Origin of the sequence: Mycolicibacterium neoaurum ATCC 25795, from assembly GCF_000691525.1 — a bacterium.
GTDB lineage: Bacteria > Actinomycetota > Actinomycetes > Mycobacteriales > Mycobacteriaceae > Mycobacterium > Mycobacterium neoaurum.
This window is the reverse complement of record NZ_JMDW01000012.1, coordinates 271,802-283,629: the sequence shown is the minus strand read 5'-3', so window position 1 is coordinate 283,629 and position 11,828 is coordinate 271,802. Positions and strand designations below refer to the sequence as shown.

8 protein-coding genes are annotated in these 11,828 nt (G+C 62.6%); 6 read left to right on the top strand and 2 right to left on the bottom strand.

The features are described from left to right. Nucleotides 1-3 precede the first annotated feature (3 nt). A complete protein-coding gene (locus tag IC40_RS0118980) occupies nt 4-1,005 on the top strand; it encodes a 4-hydroxy-3-methylbut-2-enyl diphosphate reductase (RefSeq protein WP_030136270.1) in 1,002 nt (333 codons plus the stop codon). Between the two features lie 62 nt (nt 1,006-1,067). After that, a complete protein-coding gene (locus IC40_RS0118975; RefSeq protein ID WP_042509935.1) occupies nt 1,068-2,786 on the top strand; it encodes a penicillin-binding transpeptidase domain-containing protein in 1,719 nt (572 codons plus the stop codon). Here IC40_RS0118975 and IC40_RS0118970 read toward each other — a convergent pair whose 3' ends face one another. Beyond that, nucleotides 2,787-3,923: a DUF6542 domain-containing protein gene (locus tag IC40_RS0118970; RefSeq protein WP_036470298.1), complete on the bottom strand. Its 1,137-nt coding sequence runs from the start codon at nt 3,921-3,923 to the stop codon at nt 2,787-2,789. An 83-nt stretch (nt 3,924-4,006) separates the two neighbouring features. Between IC40_RS0118970 and ychF the strand changes: the two genes are divergently transcribed. Together ychF and IC40_RS27345 are read left to right on the top strand one after the other, a co-directional pair. Next, complete coding sequence (gene ychF / locus IC40_RS0118965; RefSeq protein WP_030136267.1) at nt 4,007-5,098, top strand: redox-regulated ATPase YchF; 1,092 nt, start codon at nt 4,007-4,009, stop codon at nt 5,096-5,098. Nucleotides 5,099-5,101: 3 nt separating this feature from the next. Beyond that, nucleotides 5,102-5,869 carry a TIGR02391 family protein gene (locus tag IC40_RS27345; RefSeq protein WP_199900932.1) on the top strand — a complete coding sequence of 256 codons (768 nt, stop codon included), beginning with the start codon at nt 5,102-5,104 and terminating at the stop codon, nt 5,867-5,869. Nucleotides 5,870-5,901: 32 nt separating this feature from the next. Here the strand turns inward: IC40_RS27345 and IC40_RS0118960 are convergent, their stop codons facing one another. Beyond that, nucleotides 5,902-6,834 carry a DUF5655 domain-containing protein gene (locus IC40_RS0118960; protein WP_030136266.1) on the bottom strand — a complete coding sequence of 311 codons (933 nt, stop codon included), beginning with the start codon at nt 6,832-6,834 and terminating at the stop codon, nt 5,902-5,904. A gap of 651 nt (nt 6,835-7,485) precedes the next feature. Between IC40_RS0118960 and IC40_RS0118955 the strand changes: the two genes are divergently transcribed. Then, the gene (locus tag IC40_RS0118955) at nt 7,486-9,435 is read left to right on the top strand and encodes a site-specific DNA-methyltransferase (protein ID WP_036470295.1); all 1,950 of its coding nucleotides are present in this window, start codon (nt 7,486-7,488) and stop codon (nt 9,433-9,435) included. A 4-nt stretch (nt 9,436-9,439) separates the two neighbouring features. Beyond that, nucleotides 9,440-11,770, top strand: coding sequence for a DEAD/DEAH box helicase family protein (locus IC40_RS0118950; RefSeq protein WP_030136264.1), 2,331 nt, complete (start codon nt 9,440-9,442; stop codon nt 11,768-11,770). The last annotated feature ends 58 nt before the right edge of the window (nt 11,771-11,828 follow it).

The following is an 11,828-nucleotide window of genomic DNA, read 5'->3' as shown; positions in this document are numbered from 1 at the left end:
TGCATGCCACCAACCGTCAACATGGGAATTCCCGGTGCCACCAGTTCGGTGGCCGCGCGGGTTGACGGCAAGCGCGTGCTGCTGGCCGAGCCTCGCGGCTATTGCGCAGGCGTCGACCGGGCGGTCGAGACCGTCGAGCGTGCGCTGGAGAAGCACGGCGCTCCTATCTACGTGCGCCACGAGATCGTGCACAACCGCTACGTGGTGGACACGCTGGCCAAGGCCGGCGCGGTGTTCGTCGAGCAGACCGACGAGGTCCCCGAGGGCGCCATCGTGGTGTTCTCCGCCCACGGCGTGGCGCCGACGGTGCACGAGGAGGCCGCCGCCCGCAACCTGCAGACCATCGACGCGACATGCCCACTGGTCACCAAGGTGCACAACGAGGCCAAGCGCTTCGCCCGCGACGACTACGACATCCTGCTCGTCGGCCACGAGGGCCACGAGGAGGTCGTCGGTACCGCCGGTGAGGCCCCCGACCACGTCCAGGTCGTCGACAACCCCGACGCCGTGGACAAGGTGACGGTGCGCGATCCCAACAAGGTCATCTGGCTGTCGCAGACCACGTTGAGCGTCGACGAGACCATGGAGACCGTGCGCCGGCTGCGCGAGAAGTTCCCGACGCTGCAGGACCCGCCCAGCGACGATATCTGCTACGCCACCCAGAACCGCCAGGTCGCGGTCAAGGCGATGGCACCCGAATGTGATCTCGTCATCGTCGTGGGCTCGAAGAACTCCTCGAACTCGGTCCGCCTCGTCGAGGTGGCGCTGCTGGCCGGTGCCAAGGCCGCGCACCTGGTCGACTACGCCGACGATGTCGATCCGGCCTGGTTCTCCGGGGTGACGACGGTCGGTGTCACCTCGGGTGCGTCGGTGCCCGAGATCCTGGTCCGCGGGGTATTGGACCGACTCGCCGAATACGGTTACGCCACTGTGCAGCCCGTGACCACGGCCAATGAGACGTTGGTGTTCGCCCTGCCGCGGGAGATCCGTCCGCCGCGCGGCTGACCCGGGTACGTTCGGGCGTTGTGGGCTCTCTGCGACGCATCATTCCCGTGGCCCTGGTGGCCATGCTCCTGCTGGCAGGCTGTGGCGACAGCGAAGACCGGCTGAACAACGCCACCGACGGGTTCGCCGAGGCACTCAGCCGCGGTGACGCCCCCGCCGCGGCAGCGCTGACCACCGATGCCGCCGCCGCGACGGGAACTTTGGACGCCCTCTACGCCAGCCTGGGCACCGATGTCCGTTTCGAGGTCTCCGAGGTGCGACGCGAAGAGGACAAAGCGACCTTCACGCTGGCGGCAACCTGGAAGTTCGGGCCGCAGAAGACGACCGAGTGGACCTACACCACGACCGGGTCGGCCGCCGCCGAGGGCGATGACTGGAAGGTCCGCTGGGACGCGGCGACCGTCGCGCCCGGTCTGGACAAGGGCCCGCTGTCCTTCGGCACGCTGGCCCCGCAGCCGGCGGCCAGGGTGCTCGATCGCACCGGTGCCGACCTGCTCACCCAACACATCGTCACCCTCGTCGACGTCGCCCCCGGCGCCGATGTCAACGCCGTTGCCGCACTGCTCAATCCGATCGCGCCGACGGTCACTCCGGAATGGCTCGGCGGGGAACTGGCCAAGGGTGCGCCCGTCACCGCCGTCACCCTGCGCGATGAGGACCTCGCCCCGATCCGGGAGCAGCTGGCTGCGCTGCCGGAGGTGACCCTGCGCCCGCAGACCCGGCTGCTGGCCACCGACCGCGCGTTGACCTCGCCGACCCTGTCCGGATTGTCCGAGCTGTGGCAGCAGCGCACCGATGCGGCCGCCGGCTGGGCGGTGTCCGCGCAGACCCCCACCGGACCCACCCGCGTCGGCGGACAGGACCCCGGCTCCGTCGGCGATATCGCCAGCACACTCGATATCGGCATGCAGCTGGCCGGGGAGACCGCCCTGGCATCGCTGACCACGCCCGCGGCCATCGTGGCCATCCAGCCGTCGACCGGCAATCTGCTCGCCGTCGCGCAGAACGCCCCCGCCGATGCGCAGGGCCCGATCGCGCTGACCGGCCTCTACCCGCCGGGATCGACCTTCAAGACCGTCACCGTCTCGGCGGCCCTGCAGGACGGGCAGGTGACCCCGGACAGCATCGTCGGCTGCCCGGGCACCGAGAACATCGAGGGCCGCCAGATCCCCAATGACGACAATTTCGACCTCGGCGAGGTGCCGCTGCACACCGCGTTCGCGCGGTCCTGCAATACCACGATGGGCAGGCTCGCGGTCAACCTGCCGCCCGACGGGCTGACCAAGGCCGCCGCCCAACTCGGTCTCGGCATCGATTTCGTCGCACCCGGCATGACCACGGTCACCGGTTCGGTGCCGGCGGCGGACACCTCGGCGCTGCGCGTCGAGGAGGGCATCGGCCAGGGCAAGGTCACCGCCTCGCCGTTCGGGATGGCGCTGGTGGCCGCGACGTTGGCGGAGGGATCGGTGCCCGCCCCGACCATCGTGCAGGGTTCCCCGGGTGTGCCCGACCGGACGCCCGACCCGTTACCGCAGTCCGTCGACGAGCAGGTACGGGCGATGATGCGCGAAACCATCACCGGTGGCACCGCGACGGCGCTGCAGGACATCCCCGATCTGCTCGGCAAGACCGGAACCGCCGAATATATCGACGACACCCATGCGCACGGCTGGTTCGTCGGCATCCGTGGTGACCTGGCGCTGGCGGTGTTCGTCAGCGATGCGGGCAGTTCGGCGCCCGCGGTCGAAGCGGCGGGCACGTTCCTGCGCGCCGTGCCCTAGCTAGTCCCAGTCGTCGCGGCGGTGGCTGGCCCGGGGACGGGTGCGGTGCTCGGTGCGCCGCTCGTCATCAGTGCTGCGATAGCGAACCCGCGAGACCGGGTGATGCGCACCCTCGGTGGCGGCGCGGCGAGGCGGCTCCGGATAGTCCGGGTACTCCGGATAGCGGTCCTCGGGGCGAGGCCGGTAACCGGGCTGGTAATCGGCGTACGGGCTGTCGTACTCACGGCGGCGGCGCGGGCGCTCGTAGGAATCCGGGGCGTCTTCGGCGCGGCTGCGGCTCGGCGGCGGCGTGCGGCGCGGCTGACGGGGTTCGCGTGGATCGCGTGCGGAAGGCTCGCGGGTCCGGCGTGCGCGGCGCGGCGGGGTATCGCGCGGCTCCTCGTCGGGACGGGGGCGGCCATAGCGCTCCCGGGTTGCGGCGCGTTCGCGCCGGTCGGCGGCGGCGGCCGAGGCCGCGATATCCGACTCCGGCGGCCGGTTGTGCCGGGCACGCGACGGTTGGCCCGCGCGGGTGCGGCGGGTCTCACGCTCCTGGCCGGCGCGGGCGGCGGTCTGGCGCGGCCGCCGCGACCGGCGTGCGGGCTGCTCCTCGGCATCGGGATCCTGGGTGCGGCGCAGCCGTCGAGCGACACGTTCGGCCAGATCGGGGGCGTCGGGGTTCGCCGACTCTGCGACCTCGGCGGCATCTGCGCTCTGCTTGTCCAGGTACCAGCGCGCCACACCGACCGCCAACACCGCCACCGAGGTGAAGAACATCAGCGGGAAGCGTTCGATCAAGGGGTAACCGCAGTTGATCAGGATGTCCTTGAGACCGCTGATCTGACCGCTGTGCATCAGAAAGTAGGCAGACGGCACCGAGATGAACAGGATCAGCGGGGGCTGGATGACCGTGGCGAAGATGCCGGAGCGACGCACCAGCAGCACCGCCGCCAGACAACCCAACACATAGAACGTGGCGAACACCGCACCGAGCTCGCCGGTACCGGCCCCGGCGTGATAGGCGAAGCCGACCAGGGTTGCCGTGACGGCCACCAGAACAGCGCCCCACCAGGGCAGCAGTCCCGATGGCCAGCCCGGGATGCGGGGGAGGACGGTTCGGTGGGACACCGACTCCGTCGGCTCGGGCTGACCTGACACATGTTGACCGTACCGGCTGACGCTGGGTGGGCGCTGCCAGCACGCGCTGGCGAGCCTGTCACACCCTCTAGACTCTGGAGTCCGTGAGCTTGAACCTCGGAATCGTCGGACTCCCCAATGTCGGCAAGTCGACCCTTTTCAATGCGCTGACGCGGAACGACGTGCTGGCCGCGAACTACCCGTTCGCGACCATCGAGCCCAACGAGGGCGTGGTGGCGCTGCCCGACCCGCGGCTGGACAAGCTCGCCGAGATCTTCGGCTCGGAGAAGACCGTCCCTGCACCGGTGACGTTCGTCGATATCGCAGGCATCGTCAAGGGCGCCTCCGAGGGGGCCGGGCTCGGCAACAAGTTCCTGGCCAACATCCGCGAGTGCGATGCCATCTGCCAGGTGGTGCGCGCCTTCGCCGATGACGATGTGGTGCACGTCGACGGTCGGGTGGACCCGCGCTCGGATATCGAGGTCATCGAGACCGAGCTGATCCTGGCCGATATGCAGACGTTGGAGAAGGCCGTCCCGCGGCTGGAGAAGGAAGCCCGCAACAACAAGGACCGCAAGCCGCTGCTCGACGCCGCGGTGGCCGCCCAGGCGGTGCTCGATTCGGGTAAGACCCTGTTCTCGGCGGGGGCGGACGCGTCGGTCCTTCGCGAGCTGAACCTGATGACCACCAAACCGTTCCTCTACGTGTTCAATGCCGACGAGTCGGTGCTCACCGATGAGGCCAAGAAGGCCGAGCTGCGCGAGCTGGTCGCCCCGGCCGATGCGGTGTTCCTGGATGCGAAGATCGAATCCGAGCTGATCGAGTTGGACGATGAGTCGGCGGCCGAGCTGTTGGAGTCCATCGGCCAGACCGAGCCCGGGCTGGATGCGTTGGCGCGGGCAGGTTTCCACACCCTGAATCTGCAGACCTACCTGACGGCGGGACCGAAAGAGGCCCGCGCGTGGACGATTCACCGCGGCGACACCGCGCCGAAGGCGGCCGGGGTGATCCACACCGATTTCGAGAAGGGCTTCATCAAGGCCGAGGTCGTGTCCTTCGATGATCTGGTCGAGGCCGGGTCGATGGCCGCGGCCAAGGCGGCGGGCAAGGTGCGCATGGAGGGCAAGGACTACGTGATGGCCGACGGGGACGTTGTGGAGTTCCGTTTCGGATCAACGTCTACAAGCAAGGGGTAAGCCGTGCCGGAGACGGTCAATCGTGAGTGGGCAAGAGAGGTCCTGACCTGGTGGATTGAGCAGGGCGACGCTGCGCTCGCTGCCCTCGATCGCTTTGGGTCCGTTGACACCCACACCTACTGCGAAGCGGGTCCGGCGACCGACGCCATGCTCGGTCGCGAGATGCAGACGCGACGAGTCATCGGCCTAGTGCTCGGAATTAAGAGCGTTGGACCTCTCATCGAACAGCTGAAAACGAGAAACGCCCGCAATTTAGTAGAACTACGGGCCGGGATCGACCTAGCCCGACGTGCGTTGGGACACCTAGCCACATCTGCCGAGACCGAGCGACATATTTTTGGTACATCAGCGCCGACTATGTCTGCCGACTCACTGCATGCTGTGGTGTGGGACGCCGCAGCAAAGCTATGGCGGGACGAGCATCACGAGTCCGCAGTCCAACGTGCGGCAACCTTCCTCAACGCCCACGTGCAGGACCGCACCGGTCGTAGAGATGTGTCAGACAGCGCCCTAATGGCCCAAGTCTTTTCGCTCAGTCCTCCTGAGGCGGGCAAGCCACGCCTGCGTTGGCCGGGGGATGACATGGATCTCACAGTCAGAGCAATGCGTACTGGTCTTCTACAATTCAGCCAAGGCTGCTTTGCCGCGATACGGAACCCGGCGACACACGGTACGGCCGATATTGCCCCTCAAGAAGCACTGGAACAGCTTGCGGTCCTAAGCACTCTGGCGCGCTGGATCGACCAGTGCATTCTTCTTAAGGCACCATAAGCCGCGTAGTGGTCGGATCTGTTTCGTATCAGCTAGCTTGCTTCATAGCTCGACCGAACCAAGGGAAGAGCCTGCTGTAGGTGTTCGGATGTGCTCACTCGAAGTTCGAGGTCACCTGTGCCGAAGTGGCCGATCGCGCGGACGTCTCGGCTGTACCCGGGAGTGAGCTCGATGGTTTCGGGATCGACTTTTAAATACACGAGCAAGTTGTTGGACTGTGGATGAACCTCAACACATGCGAAATTCTTCAGCCGTCGAAACGCCGTGTAATTCTTTCGGACGGTCACTGTGACGTCGTCACCGAGGTTCTGGCAATACCGTTCAAGGTCGGCGTAAAGGGTCTTGAGGGCATCCGAAGATTGGAGTAGTAGCTCGCTGAATGTCTTCTGTCCCTTCGTGCCGATCCCCTTCCTATTCGTCTTGCCAAACGACTCAGGCGAAATGCTCGTTACCGCGTCGGCTTTGGAGGTTGTGACCAGTTCAAGCGCAAGCAACTCGCCGCCGAAATCGCGATAGCGCACGAGTTCAATCGCGCGGTTGATCTGCAGCACGGCGTGCTCGTCGTACCGTGTGAAGGCGTTAGCGATGCAAATGAGTCTTGGGTTGCGCCAGTCGATCGTGCCGGCAGTCTCTTCGTCGAGTGTCTTGCGAACCAGAAGTTCAAACTCCGCGCGATGGTCGAGGAGCCAGTCGAGATAGAAGAGGCCCTGGTTAATCACGTTTTCGTCAATCGCGCGTTTGTATTCGAAGATCACCGGAGTGAAGTTCTCGTCGATGCCGAGGGAGTCGATGCGGCCCCGATGCTTTGCACCGGTGTGGTACTCGCTCGCCAGAAAGCGAGCGCCAAAGAGCGTCTCCATGTTCTGCTCGATTAGGGTCTGCAGCGACTTCTCAAGTGCGACAGACTTGCTCATGATTTCAGTCGCATTGCCAGCCGCCATTCGGAACAACTTGAGATCAGACACACGCTCTCCTACAGATTCGACTTGGTGCAGCCAGGATCAAACCATGATTAGTGCGATTCGCTATGCGCGTCTGAAAGAAGGTGTCGTCGGCCATCTGCCCGGACGTGGAGACAGGCTACGTCGGCCTGTCGGATCGATGGTGCTGACGTCTGGAGGCCGCTCTCCGCGGGCCACCTTCGCCGCAGGATCCAACATAGTTGCGTTCGACCGTCCTTCCATAGCGCAAGGCCAGGCGTCGCGGAGGTTAGCTCGCTGGTGAAGTCGCGGGTCCCTCACGATTTCCGATACTTCGCTCGGTTGTCGTACGTCCGTTCTGCGCATACCTATGTCACTGGCGGGAGTATGCAGGACAATACCGACATGCCGCTTAGAGATCGCCGGTCGAGGTCAAACGAAATCTGGCTCTCAGGCTCCACCCGTCCGGACCACTTCGCGATGGGGCTCCGCCGAGGGCGTCATAGCGCAGTCCGGTTCTAAGCAACATTCGGACAGTCGAGAAAGCGTAACCTCTGACCGCTGCGGACGCCGCCGAGGCCCGGTGTTCCGGGTTGTCGGTGGCAGCTGGTGTACTGCTTTCAAGTGCGCATCTGAGCCGTTCTTCGTGGACAGCGCTCCGCACCTTTGCTAGTTCGGACGAACCAGGGGGAGCTCATGGTGGATGACGTGAACGGACTTGAGGCGCTGCCAGTCGAGCAGCTTGTCGAGATGATCCGCGAGAAGACAGGAGCGGGGGTGAATCTCTCGTTCCCTGGCAAGGTGGTGGCGCGTCAGCTCGGACGACGGGTCCGCCCGCGCAACCAGAGGACGATCAAGTCGCTGAGTACGGGTGACGAGTACGGTCGGTCACGGAACTTAGTGATCGAGGGCGACAATCTCCAGGCGCTGGCTTCCCTATACCGCGAGCGCGGCCAGATCGACATGATCATGACGGATCCGCCCTACAACACGGGCAATGACTTCCGATACAACGATAAATGGGACAAGGACCCAAACGACCCTGATTTGGGCGAGTTCGTAGGCAGCGACGACCCTGCGAAACACACCAAGTGGATGAAGTTCATGTATCCGCGGCTTCAGATGATGCGGGCCATGCTGAAGCCTTCTGGCGTGCTAGCCATTTGTATTGACGGCCGCGAGCTGTTCCATCTCGGTCAGATGCTTGACGAACTCTTCGGAGAAGAGAATCGCCTCGCGATTATCAACTGGCAGAAATCATACTCGCCGAAATCGGACAACCGACACGTTTCCACCGCGACCGAGTATGTACTTGTCTACGCGCGCAACGAAAAGATGGCCAAGACCGGCCTAGAGACACGCACCGAGTCCATGAATGCCCGATACATCAACCGAGATGGCGACACTCAGCTCTGGAAGAGTGAAAACGCCACGGGACCAAAGGCCCGTACACACCAAGGGATGGTTTACGGGATTCAGTCACCTTTCACAGGCGAGATGCAATACCCGCCTGCGGGCCGATGCTGGGTGTATCCGCAGCGCGTGACCAAGCGGATTCTGGAGGAGTGGGGTGCTGACTACACGCTCCGTACGTTGGACGACGCCAAACTCCGCGCTGAAATCGCGGGCGTTGACGAGAGCGACGTCCGCGCAGTGAAGGCGCTCGTCCTCAAGACTCCAATGAAAGCAGCGAAGGCGGCAGCGCTCCGGAAGCTGGACAACGGCCCTTGGCCAGAAATTTACTTTGGCATCGAGGGCAATGGCCGGCCACAACTGAAACGCTATTTGGAGGACGTTAAGAAGGGACGAGTCCCGCTGACCTATTGGGCAGATGAAGACATAGAAGATCCGGAGGTCCTGGGCGACGTTTCATGGGACCACGAGGATTCTGGGCACAGCCAGACCGGCGTCACCGAGTTGTCTAACATCGTCGGCTCGGGCCATGGGTTCGAGACCGTCAAGCCAATGAAGCTGATCACCAAGCTGATTCAGATCTGGTGCCCGACCAATGGAACAGTGCTGGACCCCTTTGCAGGCTCTGGCACGACCGGTCACGCGGTGCTCGAACTCAATGAGGTCCAGGGGGCGGACAGACGTTTCATCTTGGTAGAGCAGGGTCGCCCAGACAACGGGGATTCGTATGCAAAGACGCTGACGGTCGAACGCCTCCGCAGAGTGATCGACGGCGATTGGTCAAAAAGGGCAACCGCCCCTCTAGGCGGTGGGTTCACGTTTAAGACGCTTGAGAAGAAGGTCGATGCGAAGACACTCCTTCTTATGGAGCGTGACGAGATGATTGATACCGTCATCGCTTCGCATTCCAGCACGGGTATGCGTCGGAATGCCACGCTCATAGCGCTGGGCGGAGACGCCGAACCTTATACGTATCTTGTGGCGAAGAACGCCGCTAATGAGGGTATTTACCTCGTGTGGTCGGGCGCGGGCTCGAACACCGATCTCACCGAAGATGCATACGAGAAGATTACTCAGGAGGCTGAGGCGGCCGGGCTAGCTGAGGTCTACCACGTCTACAGCAGGCGCAACCTGATCGTCACGGACGATGTCATCTGGTACCAAATTCCCGATCGCATCTTGTCCGACTTTGGCCTGGACGTCCGTACAGAGTCGTTCACAGAGGAAGTGTGAGCATATGGGGATTGAACTTTTCCAGTTCCAGCAGGACGCCGCCTCACAGATGGCCGATCGCTATATGGAGTACAGCTCTCAGCCGATCGTAATGGGTCGGCGCGCGAATACGCGCGACGTAGCGTTCTACCAAGCGCTGTCCTCCATCACGGGTTCCGGCAAGACTGCAATTTTGGCGCAGGCAGTTAGCGAAATTGCGGCGTTGTCGGAGATTCCGCCGGTAATCCTGTGGCTATCCAAGGGAAAGGTAGTCGTCCAGCAGAGTTATGCGAATCTGGCGGAGGGCGGCAAGTATTCGCACCTGCTGCCGGACATCACGGTGCGTTTGCTCAGTGAGTACGACCCGGAAGAAGTCGCCAATGCAAGAAGCGCAATACTCTTCTTCGCCACGGTTGGCACTTTCAACCAAAGGGACCGCGACAACAGCAAGCTCAGAATCTTCTCGCTTGATACTGACAACATCGAGTCCACCCGGTGGGAGGCGCTTAAGGCCCGCGAGACGTTTGACGGTCAGCGTCGCCCACTTGTAATTGTGTATGACGAGGCTCAGAACCTCAGCGATCAACAGACGACGCTGCTTCTTGAGCAGCAGCCGGCCGTGTTCCTTCTTGCGAGTGCAACCTTGCGGTTCCCGGCCCAGTTCGATGCGGACGTCATCCAGCCGTTGCGAACACAGGGCGAATACAAAGATGAAGACCTGATCACTTCGGTCAAGTCATCGACTGTTGTTGCGTCGGGCCTGGTGAAGGGCATCATCTCACTTGACGGCCTCAATGCGCCTATGCAGGAAACCATCTCAACGATGCTGTCGGATATGCGTGATGCAGAGGACGACGTCCGTGCTGCAGGGCTGAGTTTTTCACCGAAAGCGATCTACGTCTGCAATACGAATGTGCTTGCCGATGACGCCAGCCAGACGGACGACCCAAAGCAGGCATTCGATCAGCGGCAGGCTCCGCCGATCCAGATCTGGCGCTACCTCACAGAGCAGTGCGACGTACCGTCAGACGAGGTAGCGGTTTACGCAGACCTCAGGACACATAAAGACTTTCCGCTTCCATCCGATTTCACGCTCTTTAACGGTGGTGAGAGCGACTACGAAGACTTCCTTGCCGGAAACTTCCGCCACGTCATTTTCAATCAGACCCTTCAAGAAGGCTGGGACGACCCTACCGTCTACTTCGCCTACGTGGACAAGACTATGGAGTCTTCGACCCAGATCACCCAAGTGGTCGGGCGCGTGCTCAGGCAACCCGGTTCCACGCATTACGAATCCGATCGCTTAAATACCGCTCATTTCTACGTGCGCGTCGACAGGAACGAAACGTTTGCCCAAGTTGTGGACGAGGTTCGTAAAGGTCTCGGTAGTGAAGCTCCAGAGGTACGAATTCTCACGTCGCCTCCGGGATCGGAAGAGCCCCAGAGCTTAGCTGCGAAGCAATCGCTAACTGTTCCTCGCACCGCGATTGATAACACGCCAACTGTGAAGCCGGTGGAAAGGGTGCTTGCGAAGGTCCACGACTATTCAATTGATGCCGTGAACACACGAGGCGTTGGTCGACGTCGCACCGTTCAGCAGGCCGTCGGCGCAGGCGAAGCTGTCGATTCTGAATGGGTGGACTTTGAGCAATCCAACCGAGTTAATGCCCGATGGGTATTCCGGCGGGAAGTAGCTCGCCGCTACCGGCCTGCCTTGATGGTGATGAACACCGATACGGAGAAATACGATGCCAAGGTTGGTGTGGGTAGCAGCGCGTACGCGAGCTTGACGGAAAGTGCTGCCGATGCAGTCGATGAATATCTTCGCCATGCGATCGTCAAGCAGCTCAAGCCGAAGCCCTACACTATCGGCAGTACTCTCGTGCGCCGCGGCGGTATGGATACATTCAAGAACGCACTCCACGAGGGTTACGACGGCCTCAACGAACTGGAACGACGGTTCGCGCGCGCGGTTGATGAAACCGGTTTTCCTTGGGCTCGAAATCGATCGCAGACGGGGTACAAAATCCCTCTTGTAACTCTCGGCCAGACGGTGTGGTTCTTTCCAGATTTCCTCATTTGGGTGGACGAGAAGGTGCTCTGTGTCGACACAAAGGGCCATCACCTTGTTGAAAGCGACGCGCGCCGGAAGTTGTTGACCATCCAGCCTCATAAGGATGTGCCGACGACGATCGAGGTGAAGTTCGTTACCGAGGGAACCTGGAAAGCCGACGGCACCCCAGACGGCAAGGATGGGTTTTCCGTCTGGGAGCTGGGCAGCGGTCAGTCCCTACGTGCGCTGGCATATGAGGACCTGGAGTCTGTAGCGAACTCATTCGTCGGACGGGAGACTTAGCGACGGCTCGGATTCGTAGGTCTAGGTGGCACGCGATCTTGCGCTGTCCAGCTAGGGC

Excerpts from the sequence above, each read along its gene's own strand:
- IC40_RS0118975 (WP_042509935.1), top strand. The coding sequence starts at position 1,068 with ATGCTCCTGCTGGCAGGCTGTGGCGACAGCGAAGACCGGCTGAACAAC.
- IC40_RS0118980 (WP_030136270.1), top strand. The coding sequence starts at position 4 with ATGCCACCAACCGTCAACATGGGAATTCCCGGTGCCACCAGTTCGGTG.
- IC40_RS0118950 (WP_030136264.1), top strand. The coding sequence starts at position 9,440 with ATGGGGATTGAACTTTTCCAGTTCCAGCAGGACGCCGCCTCACAGATG.
- IC40_RS0118955 (WP_036470295.1), top strand. The coding sequence starts at position 7,486 with ATGGTGGATGACGTGAACGGACTTGAGGCGCTGCCAGTCGAGCAGCTT.